The sequence below is a fragment of the Oxalicibacterium faecigallinarum genome, assembly GCF_014635705.1.
GTDB classification, from domain to species: domain Bacteria; phylum Pseudomonadota; class Gammaproteobacteria; order Burkholderiales; family Burkholderiaceae_D; genus Oxalicibacterium; species Oxalicibacterium faecigallinarum.
The window spans coordinates 1,526,456-1,544,069 of record NZ_BMDI01000001.1; the positions used below are offsets into that span (position 1 = coordinate 1,526,456).

At 51.2% G+C, this 17,614-nt stretch carries 18 protein-coding genes; 8 read left to right on the top strand and 10 right to left on the bottom strand.

Going from position 1 to position 17,614, the window contains the following annotated elements:
* Positions 1-2 precede the first annotated feature (2 nt).
* From IEV29_RS07270 to IEV29_RS07295, 6 genes are all read right to left on the bottom strand, one after another.
* On the bottom strand, positions 3-1,844 hold the full coding sequence (locus tag IEV29_RS07270) for an ATP-binding protein (RefSeq protein WP_188380542.1): 1,842 nt from the start codon (positions 1,842-1,844) through the stop codon (positions 3-5).
* Entirely contained in the window at positions 1,841-2,866 is a 1,026-nt protein-coding gene (locus IEV29_RS07275; protein ID WP_188380543.1) for an ATP-binding SpoIIE family protein phosphatase, read from the bottom strand. The genes IEV29_RS07270 and IEV29_RS07275 overlap by 4 nt, the downstream gene beginning before the upstream one ends.
* A complete protein-coding gene (locus tag IEV29_RS07280; RefSeq protein WP_188380544.1) occupies positions 2,851-3,279 on the bottom strand; it encodes an anti-sigma regulatory factor in 429 nt (142 codons plus the stop codon). Before IEV29_RS07280 ends, IEV29_RS07275 begins: the two co-directional genes overlap by 16 nt.
* A 27-nt stretch (positions 3,280-3,306) precedes the next feature.
* A complete protein-coding gene (locus IEV29_RS07285) occupies positions 3,307-3,675 on the bottom strand; it encodes an STAS domain-containing protein (protein WP_188380545.1) in 369 nt (122 codons plus the stop codon).
* Entirely contained in the window at positions 3,675-4,526 is an 852-nt protein-coding gene (locus IEV29_RS07290) for an STAS domain-containing protein (RefSeq protein ID WP_188380546.1), read from the bottom strand. Before IEV29_RS07290 ends, IEV29_RS07285 begins: the two co-directional genes overlap by 1 nt.
* Positions 4,527-4,971: 445 nt before the next feature.
* Positions 4,972-6,060, bottom strand: coding sequence for a GTP pyrophosphokinase (locus tag IEV29_RS07295; protein WP_188380547.1), 1,089 nt, complete (start codon positions 6,058-6,060; stop codon positions 4,972-4,974).
* A gap of 233 nt (positions 6,061-6,293) precedes the next feature.
* Here IEV29_RS07295 and IEV29_RS07300 point away from each other — a divergent pair, with 233 nt between their 5' ends.
* Together IEV29_RS07300 and IEV29_RS07305 are read left to right on the top strand one after the other, a co-directional pair.
* Positions 6,294-6,728, top strand: coding sequence for a response regulator (locus IEV29_RS07300; protein ID WP_188380548.1), 435 nt, complete (start codon positions 6,294-6,296; stop codon positions 6,726-6,728).
* A 213-nt stretch (positions 6,729-6,941) separates the two neighbouring features.
* The gene (locus IEV29_RS07305) at positions 6,942-7,331 is read left to right on the top strand and encodes a response regulator (RefSeq protein ID WP_188380549.1); all 390 of its coding nucleotides are present in this window, start codon (positions 6,942-6,944) and stop codon (positions 7,329-7,331) included.
* A 193-nt stretch (positions 7,332-7,524) separates the two neighbouring features.
* On the opposite strand, the gene IEV29_RS07310 is transcribed toward IEV29_RS07305, so the two are convergent.
* The 4 genes from IEV29_RS07310 to IEV29_RS07325 all read right to left on the bottom strand — a co-directional run bounded on the left by IEV29_RS07310 (position 7,525) and on the right by IEV29_RS07325 (position 12,060).
* Entirely contained in the window at positions 7,525-7,998 is a 474-nt protein-coding gene (locus IEV29_RS07310) for a DUF4124 domain-containing protein (protein WP_188380550.1), read from the bottom strand.
* Positions 7,999-8,067: 69 nt separating this feature from the next.
* Entirely contained in the window at positions 8,068-10,209 is a 2,142-nt protein-coding gene (locus IEV29_RS07315) for an adenylate/guanylate cyclase domain-containing protein (protein WP_188380551.1), read from the bottom strand.
* 38 nt (positions 10,210-10,247) lie between these two features.
* Positions 10,248-11,015, bottom strand: coding sequence for a 3',5'-cyclic-nucleotide phosphodiesterase (locus IEV29_RS07320; RefSeq protein ID WP_188380552.1), 768 nt, complete (start codon positions 11,013-11,015; stop codon positions 10,248-10,250).
* A 139-nt stretch (positions 11,016-11,154) separates the two neighbouring features.
* Positions 11,155-12,060, bottom strand: a complete 906-nt coding sequence (locus IEV29_RS07325) for a tetratricopeptide repeat protein (RefSeq protein WP_188380553.1) — start codon at positions 12,058-12,060, stop codon at positions 11,155-11,157.
* Between the two features lie 523 nt (positions 12,061-12,583).
* Here IEV29_RS07325 and IEV29_RS07330 point away from each other — a divergent pair.
* From IEV29_RS07330 to cpaB, 6 genes are all read left to right on the top strand, one after another.
* A complete protein-coding gene (locus IEV29_RS07330) occupies positions 12,584-12,883 on the top strand; it encodes a Flp family type IVb pilin (protein WP_188380554.1) in 300 nt (99 codons plus the stop codon).
* Positions 12,884-12,978: 95 nt separating this feature from the next.
* On the top strand, positions 12,979-14,598 hold the full coding sequence (locus tag IEV29_RS07335) for a TadE/TadG family type IV pilus assembly protein (RefSeq protein ID WP_188380555.1): 1,620 nt from the start codon (positions 12,979-12,981) through the stop codon (positions 14,596-14,598).
* Between the two features lie 29 nt (positions 14,599-14,627).
* Positions 14,628-15,422: a hypothetical protein gene (locus IEV29_RS07340; protein ID WP_188380556.1), complete on the top strand. Its 795-nt coding sequence runs from the start codon at positions 14,628-14,630 to the stop codon at positions 15,420-15,422.
* Positions 15,419-16,132: a hypothetical protein gene (locus IEV29_RS07345; RefSeq protein ID WP_188380557.1), complete on the top strand. Its 714-nt coding sequence runs from the start codon at positions 15,419-15,421 to the stop codon at positions 16,130-16,132. Before IEV29_RS07340 ends, IEV29_RS07345 begins: the two co-directional genes overlap by 4 nt.
* Positions 16,129-16,440 (top strand): hypothetical protein, encoded by a 312-nt coding sequence (locus IEV29_RS07350; RefSeq protein ID WP_188380558.1) that lies wholly within the window; start codon positions 16,129-16,131, stop codon positions 16,438-16,440. Before IEV29_RS07345 ends, IEV29_RS07350 begins: the two co-directional genes overlap by 4 nt.
* 90 nt (positions 16,441-16,530) lie before the next feature.
* A complete protein-coding gene (gene cpaB / locus IEV29_RS07355; RefSeq protein ID WP_188380559.1) occupies positions 16,531-17,607 on the top strand; it encodes a Flp pilus assembly protein CpaB in 1,077 nt (358 codons plus the stop codon).
* Positions 17,608-17,614 lie beyond the last annotated feature (7 nt).

Below are 17,614 nucleotides of genomic sequence, written 5' to 3' on the forward strand. Positions count from 1 at the left end.
GCTCAAACTCTTTCCTGTGGGAGATTTTGAATGGCGCTTTCTCTTACAGCAAAATTCTTCAGTCGGTCAGACTGGACAGCAGGTACTGAATTGTCAAAAATCAGACGATTCAGCGTGGACAAAAGTTCTTCCCTGAACAACGGCTTGACAAAATAAGCATCGGCTCCGAGCAATGCAGCCTTTCGATGGTCGTCAATTTCCGAGGCCATAATGATGGGTAACGCGTTGCTAGCCGGATCGCCCTTGATTTCTGCCAGCCACGACCACGTCGTTTCCCCTTTCAGCAGCACATCGAGCAAGATGGCCGCGGGAGCAACTTCGCGATAGACTGCGGCCGCCTCTCGAATGCTTGAGACAATAACCGCCTGATACGGCGTATTTCTCAAAAACTTTTCATAAATCAAGCGTGTCGACGGGTCATCTTCAACGATAAGGATCTGACGCAAATTTTCCTGCAAGACAGGCATGACTGGCGTCACGGAGTCTTGGGTCTCTTGCTTATCCTGATATTGCACAGGAATGGTCACCGTAAAAGTAGACCCCTGACCGACCTGGCTTTGAATTGAAATCGAGCCGCCCAACAGACTCGCAAGCTTTTTGCACAGTGGCAAACCAAGGCCGGTGCCTTTTGCTCGGTGTTGCAGATGACTCTGTACCTGGCTGAACTCTTCAAAAATCAACTGTTGATCAGCTGGTGCAATACCGATACCCGTATCTTGCACAGAAAACGCAATGACACTGCCGTCGGCGCTTGCCACCGCGCTCACAGTGACATTGCCCATCTCGGTGAACTTCAACGCGTTGGAGATGAAGTTACGTAGAATCTGCGATAACTTGCTTTCATCCGTAATCAGGCGCGGAAGCGAAGGCACGGCTTCGAACAAGAGTTTGACGCGATCCGACACCAGCAACGGCTTGAGCATCCCGCGAAGCGCATCAAACAATTCACTGACCTGAAACGCGGTGGGTCTTATTTCTGTTTTTCCTGCTTCAATCTTGGCCAGATCAAGTAAATCATTGACTAGCTCTGACAGATCATCCGCACCTTTCAGAATGAATTTGACCTGCGTTTCCTGCTCCTGCGTAAGCTCACCGTCCACACCATCGAGCAGCAATTTGGACAAGGCACGGATCGAACTCAGTGGAGTGCGAAATTCGTGGGACATGTTCGAGAGATAACGCGACTTCATCTCATCCGCACGACGCAAGTGGTCAGCCTTTTCATCAAGCTCGGCATACAGTGCGACCACACCGCGATTGGTGCTTTCCAGTTCTTGCGTTAGCTGCAGCAGCTCGTCTTGACGTGATTTCAGTTCTGCCAGGGTCGCCAGCAACTCGGCGTTTTGCAGTTGCACTTCGCGCAGCGTAATGTTCTGATCGCTTGCGGCCAATTTTTCTGCAAGCTTTCCCATCGTTTCCGCAGTAACAAGCGGAGCGTCTGCCGGCAGAATTTTCTTTAACGTGATCCGCGTGCCTTCGCCGGGCCGACTATCAATATCAAACTGGTCCAGCAATCGTCGTGCACCCGTGATACCCACGCCCATGCCAGTCGGTGAACGGTACTTGCCAGCAAGAATGGTCGGCAGATCCGCAATGCCGTTGCCGCTATCGTTGATGTAGATCGTCAATACCTGCGGCTGGTATTGACCTTCCAAAGTGAAATGGACTTTTCCGCCATGCGCATACTCGTAGGCATTCCGAGCCAGCTCGGATACCGCCGTTGCAATACGCGTCTGGTCCTGACTTGAAAATCCAAGCAGTTCACACACTTGACGCGCACGTTGGCGGGCACAAACAACATCCTGTTCATGTTCAATCCCGACCGAAATGATGCGCAATGTCATACTGAATTGGGCCGCACGACCACGACTGTTATGTCATCCCGTTTTCTGGAAAAATCGCGCACCAGAACTGCAGCGATCAACGCGGGCGCTCTGCTCTCCAAGCCTGGATATTGATCCAAACTCCAGTTGGTAAGCAAGCCGTCTGAATGCAATATCAACATGGAATGCTCATTCCAGTCGAAATCAAACTCCTGCACCCGTCGCATATTGCTGCCGACAATGCCGTTATGCGACATAAACTGCTTACGCCCGTCACGACTGAACAGAAACGCCGCGATATTGCCAACACCGGCGAACGACAGGCGATTTTCAGCAGGTGCAATCATGGCAACGGCGACCGCCGCGCCACGAGTTCCACGCAGCGCATCGTGCGCCTTGTTGAGAACTGCAGTGGGCGAATCAAAGCCATGTCGTTCGATCAGATCGATGGCTGGCTGCGATGCGGCTCTTGCATCCGGACCGTGCCCCAATCCATCGGCGACCAAAATGGTGGTCGTATTGCCAAAGCTACGAAAGGTCCATGCATCACCCGATACATCCTCAGAAGGAAGTGGAAGGCATACGCCGCCAATCAGCAGAGCATCGTCATGCGAAGGCGCCGAAACCGATAAAACGACAAGCAGTATCGCCGTACCTTTTCCCGACTGACTGTAAATGTCGAATTCATCGCTTAAACGGCACATTGCACCCAGGCCAGTGCCTTGCGTACCGGCTGTTGATACGCCGTCGCAGATACTGGCAGCGACATTCGCAATACCCGGCCCGCTATCGATTGCGAGGATCTCGATTCCCGATCGTGTACCGCGTTGCACTGATCGAACGATCAGGTCGCCACCACCTGCATGTTTGAGGAGATTGGTACAGGCCTCGGTAATAACAATCGAGACTTTGCCCGCCTGGGTTTCGTCAAAACCGAGATTACGCGCCAAATCAGCACATGCTCGACGCGCAAATGCAATTTGACTGGATTCGTTGACATGGAAAAGCGTTTGCATGCCGTGTTGAGTCAAAAAGACTTCCATTTTGTTATCGTTATTTTTGTGCCTTTGCCCACTTCGGTCTCGATGTGAAACTCGTCCGACAAACGTTTGGCTCCGCCCAAACCCAGGCCCATGCCACCGCCGCTGGTGTAGCCATCGCTTAAGGCTTTTTCCACGTCGGCAATACCTGGACCTTGATCGATAAAAACGGCTTTGATGCCACGCTTGCTATCGCGTTCGACCAGACTGAGATGCGCTTCACCGCCACCCCCATAATCGAGCACGTTACGGCCAAGTTCACTGGCAGCAGTGACAAATTTGGTCTGTTCCACCAGACTGAGCTTGATCGCTACCACGCGCTCCCGGAGAGCCTGACGTAGCCGAACGACATCCTCGCCTGTTTGCAATGGAACAATGCAGGAAGCGTCTTCTGAAGAGGCAGAATGAAAGGTCATGGATGTAGAAGACGATGCGTGGTGGCGTTAGCGACGATCAAAGCAATACCCAACGTCGAGCAGTTCCATCCCCTTCTCCACATTCAGCGCAGTGCGTACGCCATCCAGCTTCAGTCCCAGTTCGACCAAGGTGATCGCAACCGAAGGCTGCATCCCCACTACGACCGTCTTGGCATCCAGAACACGCGCCATTGCCGCGGTGTTACTGATCATTCGACCGATAAATGAATCGACGATGTCCAACGCGGAAATATCGATCAAGACACCCTGAGCCTTATCCTTGACGATGCGATCCGTCAGATCATCTTGCAACACCATCGCCAACTTATCGTGCATATCGACCTGGATGGTGACCAGGAGAATCTTTCCCATGCGAAGGATTGGAATACGCTCCATTATCGATCCTGTTTTGCCGTGGTAATGGTCGATCCAGTGCGCTGCAGTGCCACAATGAAGGCATCGGCCAAAGTCGCTTTGGTGATTACATCCTCCAGATTGACACCCAGATGCACAATCGTCTGGGCAATTTGTGGCCGAATGCCACTGATAATGCAATCCGCACCCATTAGACGCGCAGCCGCAACGGTCTTGAGCAGATGCTGAGCAACCAGGGTGTCGACAGTTGGCACACCGGTAATATCGATAATCGCAATGGCTGCGCCGGTATCAATAATCTTCTGAAGCAAGCTTTCCATCACAACCTGCGTGCGCGCGCTGTCCAAAGTACCAATCAGGGGCAAAGCGAGAATGTTTTGCCAAAGTTGTACAACTGGTGTCGACAGCTCAAGCAGTTCTTGTTGTTGGCGCAAAATGACCTGTTCACGACTTTTTTGGAAGACTTCCATCGTGAACAAGCCGAGGTTGTCCAACAGGGTGCTGATCCGCCAGGTCTCTTCTGCAATGATCTCGGGGCTGGCAGCCAATTCCTGTCGTAATCTCACGAATAGCGGTTGCTTGACTGCGAATACAAAATTTGCGGTTTCGGCTGGGCTGAACCCTTTTTTCACGCCAAGCTGAGAAAGCTCGGTCAGAACGGCTCTGATTTCTTCCCATGCACGCGACTCGATGTCTTGTGATTGCTCGGATGCATGGCGCAAACCGCGCAGAAATTGCGAAGAAAGTCTTTCCAGCTCTTTTTCAGTCGCAGCATCACGACGTACCATGATATTCAACAGTGCCTTCAACCAGTCTTGCAGTAACTCGTTTTCAAATTTTTCGATAATTTGAGACAGATAATTGCTGGACATTTAGATTCCTTGAAGTGTTGATTGGGCTGATGCGATATCCAAGTTTGCGCAAAACGGCCCATGTTCTTGAATGGATGGCGCAACAAGATATCACTTCGCAAAGTGTTGCCCTAAGAAATGTTCAGCCAGAAAAACTCTCAAATTAGCGTAAGAAAATTCCTACGCGCAAACCCGTTGATGCCGGGGGACGTCATGAAGACATGGCCGGACTTATTCGTGTTCATCACGCCGCGCACGAATCCTGGCGAAACAGGCTGTCAAGCATGGCAAAGAAGGGGCTTTCTCAGGCGCGACACGAAAAAAAGCGACCATTCGGTCGCTTTTTTTTTGCTACGGGGCCGTTATGCTGCTGGATATTACGTTGGACCATTTCAGCTGCTCGCATCTCACTTCCGCAAGTCATATGGCCAGTTTGCAGGCAGGCCATGAAAGATAGTCCCGTTGACTATCTGGTCCCAATCCAGGTCTCGAAATTCTTCCTGACCGCGTCCGACAAAAAGGCCTGGAACGAACTGTCTCCCAGATACAGGCAATGCCGCATGATGGTGTACGGATTCATGCGATTGTGCGACTTGCTTTCATAATCGGACTGATATCGTTTGACAAAACTGATATGAGATAGCAGCCGTTGATTGAATTCCGACCGCGTTATGGACGGTTGAATTGCCAATATCTGCTGCACGAAGCCATCGACTTTTTGTGGCTCAAAATCAAATGCGGGGAAAAAATGCGTGGCAATCTTGAGGAAGCTAAACGCATTGAGCTGATTTCCACGCTTCACCACCAAATGCGTTGAACCCGAATCGGCCTTCGATATCGTATCGACAGCGAGTTTGGCATCACCAATCGGATGTTCAGATGACTCGATTTCGACTTTTTCCATTTCCTCAAGCGTGGAATCTCGGATATGTCTGAATTCGCGGTCAGCCAGTTCAAATAGTGCTGCCAGCGTATTGATTCTGCGTTTCAAGTGATTAGGGATGGATCTTTTATATTTGATCTGGTGATCAAGTACGCTCCATGAATCCTGAATGATGGTTCTCACCTGAACTTCAAAACGCAGGTTGCGATACTGCTGAAATTCAGGCTCATCTGATCGCGACGCATTCAGCTTTAAATCGAAATGCAGACCTTTGTAGCCGAACGAACCTTCCGTCATTTCGATCGACGTTATCTTGTCAGTGACGTTCAAAACATCAAACTCGGTTTCAAGAAAATTACCGATTTTTTCTATGTCGTCTTCGTACAGGCAAACGATCCGCAGACCAATAAGGTCATCAATGTGATCTTTAATCGAGTATGATGTGCCAGTTTCTTCCAATGCATGCAGATATTTGAGCTCGAACTTCCAAATGCATTCGTTGCAGCTCTTGATGCGTGATTCAACTTTTGAAATGGGCACTGCTTTTAAATTAATCAGTAGTTCATTCAGCAAGCTCACCAACGCCTTGCCTGCGTCTTGCAGCATATGAAAATGTGATTCATGGTACTCCGCGAACACTTTTCTTTCGTGCTCAAAATCCAGACTTGCCATACTTGCTCCAGCGCGCTATTGCAGTTTTAAAAGTGCCTAAACAATCAGAGTCCAGGCAGCCAGCTCGATGGACTCCTGTCCACAACAGTAAATCGTCCGTTTCAGGATGCATCACTCCGATTAAGGGGAGCGACGCATAGTCTTCTACCGATTGTCGTCGTTGTCTGACATTCATCTACGGCTCTTCGTGCTTCAATCAATCACGATATGAAAGTAATCAAGAGTCGCACACCATGAGAAAACCTGTCTCGCACATTCGTAGAAACAAGTCACCCACTGTCGGGCTTCTTAATTTCAACCAGAATGAAATAGCTTCCGGACGGACCATACTCATCGTCGATGATGAGCAGGACTTGAGGGAAGTCATCAGCACTCTGCTAGAAGCGGCAGGATATGTCACGGTATGCGCAAGTTCTGTATCGACGGCGTTTGCCGCGTTACACGAATACACGATCGATTTGGTGCTGACAGATGTTCTGATGCCTGACGCGTTTGGCACTTTACTCCAACAATGGATGCTCGATGATCCATCGTTTAAAGATATTCCTCTAATTTTTATGAGCGGATACGTCCCCGCTACAGAATCACTCAATCGCCCCGTGTTGAAAAAGCCATTTGGGCTGACGGAGCTATTGGCGTTTATTCAAAAGGAGTTTGAAAAGGAATAAGTTGGTGAACAGCATCCATGCAGCGGTCTCGTTCGTGAAATGACACACGCTAACCAGCAACAGATCGCCTTCTCTCGGCCCCGTCAGGACAGCAGGCTTTGGTTACGTATGCAGCTACCCGAATCAGCCTACTAATCGGCATCCAGTGTGAGCTGACGTACATTCCGTTCATTCCATCAATGGCAACATGCAGCATTTTTCCGTGAGCACCCTATGCCAACAATACTAATTGCCGAAGACAATCTTGACGCCATGGAATCTCTTACCGAGGTATTGAGAACAGAAGGCTATGCAGTTTTGGCAGCACAAGATGGACAAGTCGCGATCGAGATAGCCAAGGTCTTCAAACCCGATGTTGTGCTCACAGATATAGATATGCCAAATCTTGACGGGCTGAGCCTCTGCTTTCAGATTAAAGCGAATGCGGACCTGGCAAACATTCCCGTTGTATTGCTAAGCGGGCGGCTTCCGATTTACCAGCCTGAAGGCGTATTCGATGTGATTCAAAAACCGATGTTAATCGAAGAAGTTCTCTCATCGGTTAGAGCAGCTGTGCGTCACTCCAAAACATCCCGAATGGAGTCGGAAATCTGCACAAGCTAAGGGCGATAAAGACAATGCAATCACCGATTCGATAGTATGCGATGCCCTATCCGATACAGTCCGTTACCAATCGGCTTTCACAACACGCTTAAAAAGAAAAAACGATAAGCAGGAAGTTGTGGTCCTCACCAGAAAACAAAAAAGCCGCTGAGATCAGCGGCTTTTTTACGGATTTCGCTACCCGTCATCGCTTTCACTTGAGCTTTGTCAGCTCCCGGCTTAGCGCCGCGATGTTCTGCTCGGAACGACTGAGCTCGCCTTTCAATAATGTTACGCGTTGCTGATACGCTGCGGCATTCTCATCTACGCGACGCGCCGGCTGTCCATTATTGAACTCACGTCGCAAGTCCTGCAGCTTCCTTTGTTCTGCCATCGTTTCGTCCAGTAATATCTGCCGGCGATCCGAGTCGCGTGCCTTCTGCGTCGCGCTATCGATTTTCGGAAAACTCTCTGGGGATACGGAAGCCGAAATCAGGGTGACCGGCTTGTTTGCGGCCCGGGTATCGCCAGTTCCACCCTCTGAAGAAGTAATCTTGCGGCAGACTGGTGCTGAACCAGCATTTTTTCCCTGCGCGGCGTGGCCCGAAGCGCATTCGTAAATCACACCCTGCGCCATCACGACCGGTGCAACAGCCATCAGCGTCAGGAAAAATAAAATGTGCTTCATGTCTTTCACTTCCGGAAACTTGAATCCATGATGATCATCAACGATCATCGCTGTCCGCGACTATACCCGTCAATCATCAAATCCTGCCGTCTGGCTGCACGCCGTACGACTTTTTTCCAACATTCTGTGTGCAACCCGATCATCCGGGAATTGGTTCAGGACTGCTTCGTAAAGTACAACGGCAGACTCGAAATCAGCCACGGCATAGGCGTTGTATGCCTGCTGTGTCAATTCACACAACAATACATCCGCCTCACTGGCAGCGACTTCGGCATCATTGTCCTTGATGCCCAACAATTCATACACCAGGAACTCGCTCTTGCGACCTTTCACGGCGACCGTATCGATCGGACGCAGCCATAGCAGATGTCCGGCCTCGCGGAACACGTTATGACTGACACATGTCCATGTTCCCATTTCCTTGTTCAATCCTTCCAAACGCGCCGCGACATTGACACCATCACCCATCACTGAATAACTGATGCGTTCCGCCGAGCCGATGTTGCCTACCAGTACCGCATCGCAATGGATACCAATGCGTACGTTCAACGGAGGATGCTTTTCTGCGATCCATTGTGCATTCAGTCGGGCCATGCCACGCTGCGCACGGACTGCGGCAACACAGGCAAGATAGGCATGGTTATCCAGTATCTTGGGCGCGCCCCAAAATGCCATGACCGCATCACCGATAAACTTGTCGACCGTACCCTGTTCTTTTTCAACCGCTCTGGTCATGGTGCCAAAGTATTCGGATACCCGACTCAAGAGCTGTTGCGAAGGCTCCGATTCCGACAAGGAAGAAAAGCGCTCGATATCCGTGAACAGGACCGTGAGAAAGCGACTTTCCACGCCAAGCTTGCTTGCCTGCCCGGAATCCATCAACTGCTTGACCAGTACGGTCGGCACATAGGATGCAAAGGATGCCAACGCACGTTCCAGCAAAATGATGGCATCACTGAGATAACTAATCTCGCTCACGGACGAACGAATCTTCACCATCTTGTCGAAGCGGAATTCACGAATATTCATGACTTCCAGCGCCAGCTGTTCGATAGGCCGCGCAATCATGCGCGAGATCATGTAAATCAGCGTGACCTGCAAAAGGAAGACCAGCACACTGAAGAGCAGGAGATTGCGGTTGGTACGACGAATTTTCCCGACAAAATCATCCGTCGGCGTGATCGTTAGAATCTGCCACTGCTTGTTGAATTCTTTTGGAAAGGGAGTGAAGAGCGCCAGATACTCTTTATCATCCGAACCGGCACGAAACTTGAAGCTATCCTGTCCATTGCGCGTGCGTTCTCCCAAGGCAGTCAATACGCGCGCGTCCGGCAATTTATCGATACGATTTAATGCAAATCCCTCGCCCTTTTTGGTCAAGCCCTCCTCAAACTGAGGGTGCGCAATGATCAAACCACTTTCGTCGGAAAGAATGGTGATGCTATTGGCCGTCGTCTTGTTCTCGGCAAAGAAATCGGACAAGGCCTTTAACGTGAAGTCAGCGGAGATGACGCCGATCGAACGGTCGTTGATGATTACCGGCGCTGCCAGCGTAATCCCCCATTGGCCAGAATTCGAGAGCAGATAGGGCTCGGAGACACTGGCAAACTTGAGGCTATTGGACTCTTTATATACGCGGCGCAACCGCGGATCATCGACTGCCGAGCCCGTTGCCTCACCCACCCTGACACCCCACGGCGCCTGAAAGGTGTAGTTATCAATCAATAGACCTTGATAGTCCGTGCCATTACTTGCGTCAATGAAGCGACTGACAAATTGCGTTGTCGCCGGGATCTTTTCTCCCATGATGAGCTCACCAACCGATGCTCGCCGCACTTCATGGAAAGAACCGGTATCAAATGTCGCGTAAGCAGAGGTGACGCCTGGATGAGAAACCGTGATTTCCTGCAAATAGTCCGCAGAAGATTCACTGAGGAAGTAGTCCGAATTGTCGCGCATCAGCGTCGTCGCAGTGCGCACCGTATTCATGATCGGGCCCAACAGATTGCTGATGTTGGATGCGTTCTCCGTGCGTGATTTTTGAATGAATCGCTCGGTGTGATCCACGATCAACTGTTGATTGGAGCGATAGGTCACAAAGCCGAAGATGGCTGTGACGGGCAGCGTCAGCAGCACAAAAACGAATGTGATCGTGATGTGCAGGCGAAAAGCTCTTGTCTTTTTTGGTTGTGTCGTCGCCAGAGCAAACATAAACGTCTTTCCTGATGCGCAATCCCAGTTGCGTCACGTTAAAAACTGAATATTTCGCCCTTTTTCAAAGAATCGAATAAACGCTTCCCATCATGCGCACGCAGTTCGCGCATCACGTTTTCCTCTTCTCCAGGCTTTAAGTGGGTAATCAAAAACTGAGTGGAATACGGCATTGGCTGAATATCCTCAATCAATGCCCTGGGGCAGAAATGCTTGGACAGAGTGGCGATTCTTTCTTCCGTATCAGGGAATGAGCAATCGACAATCACCGCATCGCAATGCGCTTCCTGAGCCAATTGCTGCCATAGCGCTGGCGTCGATCCCATATCGCCGGAAAAGAAAAAACCACGCTCCTTGCTGCGGACAAGATAAGCAGCCGCTTCAACCGTATGGTTAACTTCGCATGACAGAAAAGTGCGCTCTTTCAATACCACCGTACTGCCGAACGACAAAGGTGACCAGTGAAGGATCGGATGCTCTGCATCGGGTATCACGGAAAAATCCGGCCAGAGCTTCCAGTTGAACAGATGGGCCTTCAACGTAGCGATTACACCCGGCGTTGCATGCACCGTCACCGGCGCTTGTCTTTTCCCCAGAACGCTATCGAGCATGAACGCCAGCCCGACAACATGATCAATATGTGCATGCGAGATAAAAACATGATCAATCTGCAGTAGCTGCGACAAATCGAGTGACGACAATCCTGTTCCTGCATCAAGCAGTACGTCATCGTCCACTTGCAGACAGGTCGTCAGTTTTTCGCGTCCGCCCAAGCCACCGGCACAACCAAGCACACTTAATTTCATCGATCCATCCCGGATGCATCCGACATCGATAGAGAAATACGGGAAGTCAAAATCGATCGATTCATCATTGTTATAGTTATTGAATACTGCATCGAGCAAAGACAGCCTGCACAACGTCAGGCTGCGTGACACATTGGGATCAAAGGCCTTTCAATTCCCATTGACGGGATTTTTCCAGATCGACCTTTTGACCCAGCTCCCCTTTGGCATACACTTGCGAGAGTCGGCGCATTGCCGGCTTGTAACCATCCTTTGCAGATTCTTCCAGAATGGACAGCGCGCGCGCATTGCTTTGCGCGACGCCTTTCCCTTCTTCATACAGCTTGGCCAGATTCATCTGCGCACGACCTGACTTCAGCGCTGCCGCTTTGCGATATAACTCGGCAGCTGCCGCAAAATCCTGACGCGTGCCACGCCCTTCTGCGGTCATGAAACCCAAGTTGTTCAGTGCGAGCGGGAAATCCTGTGCGGCGGCTTTGCGATACAAGCTTACCGCCATTGCGTCATCCTTCGCCACGCCTCTGCCCCGAGCGTACAGAAAACCAAGATTGGTTTGAGCGGAGGCCGAATTCAGATCAGCCGCCTTGCGATACCAGTCTGCCGCGAGTGTCAGATCGATCGGTACACCTTGACCGTTCTCATACAGGGCGCCGATGTTATTCATAGCTTGCGCAAAATTCTGATCGGCTGCCTTGCGATTCCATACCATCGCTTGCGCATAATCACGCCCTACGCCAAGACCTTCGCTGTACAGGTAACCGAGAGAAGTTTGGGCCGGTGCAAAACCTTGATCCGCCGCTTTTTTGTACCAGTTGAAAGCCTGTTCATAATTGACCGGCACGCCCTGTCCTTTTTCATACATGACACCGAGATCATTCTGAGCGGGCGCAGAACCTTTCGCTGCATCAGCAGAAAATTGACGCATGGCAGTTGCATAGTCGCCACCTCGATAAGCGGTCAATCCTTGTTGATAATCGGCAAGAACAGGGCATGCTGCACCAGTCAATGCCGCCGCAATCACGAGATTCTTTGCGTAATTCTTCATTTACTTCTCCATTGAGGTGAACGTGCGCTGGCACATTGATGGCGAGCAATTCTGGCTGCCATACGATGATGCAAACCATCCGTTATCGGAAAAAAGCAGACGCTACCATGCGCAATACGCATCACGCAAACATCAAGACATTTTCCCAACAGCATCAACAAATACCAATTTTCAGTGATAGCCAAGGACTGACCGGCGCTGTTTAATGTGCGGCTTAAACAGCCATACGAATCATGTATACAAGAATCTCCTGAAAGAAACGACAGGCCTGTTTTTTCTTCCAGGAAATCAGCGCAAACATACAACGAACAACGCGCATTTCTTCAAACTATTTCCACATGGAAATTCTTCTTCATGGCATGTGTCGTTTTTTTTATGAATCAAGGGAACTTTTTGAAAAATGTGTTTAGACGCGCTTTCTTGCTGGCAATTTCTGATCCTATAATCCAATCGTTTCGCAAATTTTTGTAATTTTTTGTAATTTTTCTTTCTCCCCCTGTTGTAAATCCTTCTCGAGGTCAATATGAAATCCATCGCTCAATCGCTTAAAAAATCCGCTTTGCGTCAACGTGGCCAAGGGATGACCGAATACATCATCATCGTTGCCCTGATCGCTGTTGCAGCAATCGGCGTCTACAGCATGTTTGGTCAAACCATCCGTGGTCAGGTTGCAGGTCTGGCAGGTGAAGTTGCCGGTACGGGCGCTACCGCAGGCAAGGCAACCGCATCGACCGCAGCAGGTAGTGCAGCAACCAAGGCTGCTGAAGGTAAAGGCATGTCCAGCTACGATTCGGGCAACGCACCATCTAGCGGCAGCAAGTAATTACCGGCAGCCATGATCACGTCCTGCCAACAAGTCAAACGCAAGGTGACGCTAGGAAAATGGTCTCTTTGCTTAGGCAATTTGAGTAGCTGATCATGCTGCCAACACACCTGAGAAAAAATCAGCGCGGTCAAGCGCTGGTTTTTTCTCTCATCACCATGGGCATCATCATCCTGGTGATGGTCACGATGTACACCATGGGTCAGCAGGCCATCAGCAAGACCCGCCTGCAAAACACCGCCGATGCCGCCGCTTACAGCGCGATGCAGGCAGAAGCGCGTGACTATAATTTTTCCGCTTACACCAACCGCGCCATCATCGCCAATCAGGTCGCGGTAGCCCAGGTCGTCGGACTCACATCCTGGGCACGCAACATCAATGCGACATATAACGGCCCGGCCTCCTGGGTACCTGAAGTTCTGACTTCACTTGGCGGACCACTTGCCAAGTTCATGTGGACCACGCCGTGGAAGGTCTATAAAAAGACATCGACCTATCTGCAAAAGGCCATGGACTCGGGTGGTCCGATTGCCGTCAAGGCGATCGATGCGCTGATTACGGTAATCAGCCTTGCACAAACGATTCACCATTACGGTACGGCGTTGACGATGGGGCAAACCATCGGCCTGGACCCTGCGACCGTTCTGGACAAACTGGTTGGTATCGATTCCTCTGACCTTGGCGCGACAGCAACTGATTTGCTGAGCTTCAATCCTGCTTACAACATCATCAAGCTCAACGATTCGGATGCGGGATTGAGTACACCTGGCGTGGTTGCCGGTCTGATCCACATCGTGCAGTGGTTCACCTTCGTCGAGAAAAAAGATCCTCATAAGGCAGCGAATGCCTCGCCTAACGACGGTGCAAAAAGTGAGCGCATGGCACAGGTCACGATCGACTCACTCGACAAGTTCTCCCGCAATCGCAACACCAAGGATGGGGGGCCGGGCAACTGGATGCCTGCGGAGAGCATGTACATCTCCCCGGCACCGTTCCTCATCGATCCGACAAGGCTCATTCCCTATCAAAATGGCGCACTCCTGATGTGGCTGTGGCATCGAGGCGGCACCGAACTCAAAAGCATCAACAGCGTAAAGAAAACCTGGAGTGCTCTGGACGCCACAGGCTTTACCGGCGCCGCCATTTTCTGGATCAGCATTCTCGGCATCCCTATTCCGATCCCCATCATTCTGCCGTTCATCCCGATGGGCTGGGGAGCTGCCATGGCGGGCCAAAGTAACGACTTAACGCCGGGCGCGACAAAGAACTTTGTCGGCACCAATAGTGCTGACTCGTATGGCGGCGTGTACTCCAGCCCCAACACGGGCGCTGCTGCAATGATCCAGCGTGGCAAAAATGCCGGCGCAAGCATGGGCGGCGCCGCAGGTCTGCGTGCTTACTTTGACGTCAAGAAAATGGACAAGAAGATCGTGACAGCACCGGCACTGATCCTCGAAATCGAGAAGTCTGGTTCCAAAATCAAGACCAGCAATGCAATCTCGGGCGGTCAGTTCGCGCTGACCAACGGCACAAAAGACAACTACATGCGTGCCCTCAGCAAAGCAGAAGTTTACTTCTCGCGTGATAAATCCATGTGGCCACGCGCAGATAACAAAACCGAATACGGCAGTCTTTACAGCCCGTATTGGCAAGTCCGTCTTGTACCAAATGGTTTCCTCGAACAATATGCCTCGATGAGTTATCACCTATGGTAAAGCGCCTATCCCAACATCGTGGGCAAGCCATGGTCGAATTGCTGATCGTAGCCGGCTTTGTGCTGATCCCATTGTTTCTTGCCATTCCGCTGCTTGGCAAATATCTGGATGTACGTTCGACTGCCGTACAAGGCGCCAGATACGCCGCATGGGAACGCACCGTCTTTTACGGCGGCGATGCTGCTTCCAGTATTGGCTGGGGCAGTTTCACAAACAAATGGAAAGCCAACGAAAAAACGGATGGCGTAATTCAAGCTGAAATGCGCGCACGTTATTTTTCAGAAACCGGTACCAGCAGTCATTTCTCCAGCAGCGATGCCGGTGCATCGCTTACGCAGAAAGTCCTGTGGCAGGACCGTGTCGGCACCAAACTTGCCGACTATCAGGACGTCAGCAATGGCATCGCAAATGGAAAAGCACCTGGCACTCTGAACATCATTCTTGAACCGATTGCTGATCTTGCCGCAACGCTGGGGCCCTTCACTCTCGAAATGAAAGGTGCATATACAGCGACGGTCAACGTGAATGTCGCTGACATTGACACCAACAGCTTTCTTCTCAAGTCGACAAAAACCAGTTTCGTTGAAAAAAATGTGCTGCTTGCCAATGGGTGGAACGCAGGCGGCCCGGACGCAACCAATCTCACCAGTGTGAAACAGCAAGTCAAAGGTCTGACGCCGACGTCGATCATCGCGACGGAAGTGGGTGGCGTCAAGATCATCGACTACGTTCTTGGCGCGTTATCGCTGTTCCTGCCTGAAGTTTCCAAACTTGAGCCTGGCAAGATCGAACCCGATGTAGTTCCACCGGATCGTCTGAAATGATGACGCACTTCGGTAAATACACACTGCAACTGGGCATGCTGGCGATGTGCGGCGTGTCCTCCCTCGCATTTTCTGATCAGTTGAGCTGTCCGGCATTTGTTGAACCAGAAAAAACGAAAACAGAATGGGTCGCACCTTACATGATCTTTAATGGTGTGCCGATGAGTGTGAAACGTTTCGACAGTGAACAATCACCCGCAGCCATTCTTGCGTTCTATCGACGTGCGTGGGCACAGCCTGCCGGCCAGCAACAGCCCGTAGAGAACGATGTCCCTCCATGGCAAACGATAGGCGTCGTACAGGGAAAATGTTTTTTTTCGGTGCAAGTACAGACAGCCAATCTCTCCGGCTCGACCGGTTTGCTGAGTGCAACGCAAGCAACAGACAAGCCACGCATCATCCCTCCTGAAAAAGCGTTACCGATGATGACCGGAAGCCAGGTTGTTAACGACATCGAACATCGCGACCCTGGAAAAACCGCACGCACGCTATTGCTCAGCAATACGTTTTCACCGGAAACCAATGCTGATTTCTACCGGCGGACGCTGACCGATCAGGGCTGGAAGATTCTGAACAGTTACCAAATGAAAACGGCCAAGGGACCCGGCATCACCATCGTCCTGAAGAAGCAGCTGGCCGAAACCAATATTGTGATTACTCGTGAAGGGAGTAACACCATGATCCTGGCCAATCTGGTGGATAAACCATGAAACAGAACATGAGCCGCGCACGCCTCCCTCGGTTGGCCAATCGACGCGCCGTGCTTGGTCAATCCATGATCGAGTACATCGTGGTGTTGATGGTCGGCGTACTTGTCCTCGTCGCAGGTGACGACCCGCCAATTCAGAAACTGGCCGCTGCGATCCACGAGTACTACACCGATTATTCCTATGGCATGTCAATTGCTCAGATGCCGAACTGCTATTGGGAAAAATCGGCGCTCTCCATCACTATCAGTGTCGACAAGTGTATCGATTTGAAAGATCCGGAATGGCCAGTTGATGTGACGTTCAACTAACCGTCACGCCATGTTCAACGTCGTTTGCAGCACGCAATAAACAGTATTTTTCACAACCTCACAGTCAGATTTTTTGCAGGGTTACACAAATTGAAAATCCAACGCCCCAATATCAAGATCAACAAGACGTGGCTGATGCTCATCGCCGCGATCGTATTAGCGTTACTGACTGTCTGGTTGACGCTGCAATACCTCACGCAGAAAGAGCGCAGCATCGAAGCTGAGATCGAAGCACGTGCACAACAAAATCGCGGGCAGACCGTCGCTGTTGTTGTGCCCACCCGTCCGCTGCCGGTCGGCGCACTGCTGATCGAATCCTTCGTGGCATCGCGTAATGTACCTGCCGACTTTGTACATGATGATGTCATCACGGTAGAGCAATTCGAACGTTATAAAGGCCAGGCACTTATCCGTTCGGTACAACGAGGCAAACCACTGCGCATTACCGACGTACACGAAGTGTTTGCCGACTTTTCCGGCACGCTGGAAGCAGGCAAACGCGCCATCACCATCAATGTGGATGAAATCAACTCGATGGCTCACATGGTGGAACCCGGCAACATGGTCGATCTGATGCTGGTGCTGTCCGGCACAAGTGACGGTGCAATTGGCGCTACCAACCAGACGGTGGTTCCCTTCCTCGATCAGGTCAAGGTGTTGGCGACCGGACAGAAAATCCGCCCTGACGATCCGGACATGCAGCCAGGCGATGATCGCCGTCGCGGCACTTACAGCACCCTCACACTGGAAGTCACGCCCACGCAAGGTGCCCGCCTGACGCTCGCTGGCGAGCTTGGCAAGATTCGTGCGGTACTGCGCAATGGCAACGACAAGCAATCCGTCACCTTTGATTCCGTCAATGCCAACAATCTGATGGAAGACATCATGGAACGTGAACGCAAGGCCGCAACCGGTCGTTCGCGTAATAACGGCCGTTATGTGGAGTACTTCATCGGGGGCAAGGCTGGTAGCGATGCGGTCGCACCTGTCATCAACATGCCGACTATCCCGGGCATGGGGCCGGCAATGGCTCCAGGTGCCATGCCGGGACAGAACAGCGTCAGCGCAGTGGACTCCCTGCCAGCCAATGGCATGCCACAGTCACTGACCGATCTCGTAAAAATGAGTTATAGCGCCAACGCCGCGCCTGCGACATCTACCAAATAAAGAGAAA

What these genes read in the sequence shown, in the direction of transcription:
- IEV29_RS07270 (WP_188380542.1), bottom strand. Translation starts at nt 1,844, where the DNA reads ATGACATTGCGCATCATTTCGGTCGGGATTGAACATGAACAGGATGTT.
- IEV29_RS07275 (WP_188380543.1), bottom strand. Translation starts at nt 2,866, where the DNA reads ATGGAAGTCTTTTTGACTCAACACGGCATGCAAACGCTTTTCCATGTC.
- IEV29_RS07280 (WP_188380544.1), bottom strand. Translation starts at nt 3,279, where the DNA reads ATGACCTTTCATTCTGCCTCTTCAGAAGACGCTTCCTGCATTGTTCCA.
- IEV29_RS07285 (WP_188380545.1), bottom strand. Translation starts at nt 3,675, where the DNA reads ATGGAGCGTATTCCAATCCTTCGCATGGGAAAGATTCTCCTGGTCACC.
- IEV29_RS07290 (WP_188380546.1), bottom strand. Translation starts at nt 4,526, where the DNA reads ATGTCCAGCAATTATCTGTCTCAAATTATCGAAAAATTTGAAAACGAG.
- IEV29_RS07295 (WP_188380547.1), bottom strand. Translation starts at nt 6,060, where the DNA reads ATGGCAAGTCTGGATTTTGAGCACGAAAGAAAAGTGTTCGCGGAGTAC.
- IEV29_RS07300 (WP_188380548.1), top strand. Translation starts at nt 6,294, where the DNA reads ATGAGAAAACCTGTCTCGCACATTCGTAGAAACAAGTCACCCACTGTC.
- IEV29_RS07305 (WP_188380549.1), top strand. Translation starts at nt 6,942, where the DNA reads ATGCCAACAATACTAATTGCCGAAGACAATCTTGACGCCATGGAATCT.
- IEV29_RS07310 (WP_188380550.1), bottom strand. Translation starts at nt 7,998, where the DNA reads ATGAAGCACATTTTATTTTTCCTGACGCTGATGGCTGTTGCACCGGTC.
- IEV29_RS07315 (WP_188380551.1), bottom strand. Translation starts at nt 10,209, where the DNA reads ATGTTTGCTCTGGCGACGACACAACCAAAAAAGACAAGAGCTTTTCGC.
- IEV29_RS07320 (WP_188380552.1), bottom strand. Translation starts at nt 11,015, where the DNA reads ATGAAATTAAGTGTGCTTGGTTGTGCCGGTGGCTTGGGCGGACGCGAA.
- IEV29_RS07325 (WP_188380553.1), bottom strand. Translation starts at nt 12,060, where the DNA reads ATGAAGAATTACGCAAAGAATCTCGTGATTGCGGCGGCATTGACTGGT.
- IEV29_RS07330 (WP_188380554.1), top strand. Translation starts at nt 12,584, where the DNA reads ATGAAATCCATCGCTCAATCGCTTAAAAAATCCGCTTTGCGTCAACGT.
- IEV29_RS07335 (WP_188380555.1), top strand. Translation starts at nt 12,979, where the DNA reads ATGCTGCCAACACACCTGAGAAAAAATCAGCGCGGTCAAGCGCTGGTT.
- IEV29_RS07340 (WP_188380556.1), top strand. Translation starts at nt 14,628, where the DNA reads ATGGTCGAATTGCTGATCGTAGCCGGCTTTGTGCTGATCCCATTGTTT.
- IEV29_RS07345 (WP_188380557.1), top strand. Translation starts at nt 15,419, where the DNA reads ATGATGACGCACTTCGGTAAATACACACTGCAACTGGGCATGCTGGCG.
- IEV29_RS07350 (WP_188380558.1), top strand. Translation starts at nt 16,129, where the DNA reads ATGAAACAGAACATGAGCCGCGCACGCCTCCCTCGGTTGGCCAATCGA.